This is a genomic window from Vibrio sp. 2132-1 (assembly GCF_033344315.1).
Map to the genome: position 1 here is coordinate 1 of NZ_JAWPON010000653.1, position 570 is coordinate 570.

Annotated in this window: 1 protein-coding gene; it reads left to right on the forward strand. The window is 46.0% G+C overall.

Translation table 11 applies throughout. The features are described from left to right. Window positions 1-570, forward strand: a 570-nt coding sequence (locus R8N47_RS27200; protein ID WP_318186368.1) for an aromatic amino acid transport family protein, incomplete at both ends; no start/stop codon positions are given.

Below are 570 nucleotides of genomic sequence, written 5' to 3' on the forward strand. Positions count from 1 at the left end.
GGTTGTATCTTTGCAGGTGCCGTACACGATTACTTCTCAGGCATGCTTTCAGTGCGTAACGGCGGTGCATCAGTGCCAACGATTACTGGTCGCTACCTAGGTAATGGCGCAAAACACTTTATGAATATCTTTGCCATTGTCCTGTTGCTTCTTGTTGGTGTGGTATTCGTATCAGCGCCAGCGGGCATGATCACAAACCTAATCAATGATCAAACCAGCCTAAACGTAAGCATGACAACAATGGTTGTGGTTATTTTTGCTTACTACATCATCGCGACAATCGTTCCAGTAGATAAGATCATCGGTCGTTTCTACCCTCTATTTGGCGCACTACTTATCTTCATGTCGGTTGGTCTAATGACTGCGGTTGCTCTATCTAGCGAGCACACAGTGATGGGTGATTTCCAAGTAACAGACATGTTCTCTAACCTAAACCCAAATGATATGCCTTTATGGCCTGCGCTGTTCATCACTATCGCTTGTGGTGCAATCTCTGGCTTCCACGCAACTCAGTCGCCACTAATGGCGCGTTGTATGGAAAACGAGAAAAACGGTCGCTTCGTATTCTAC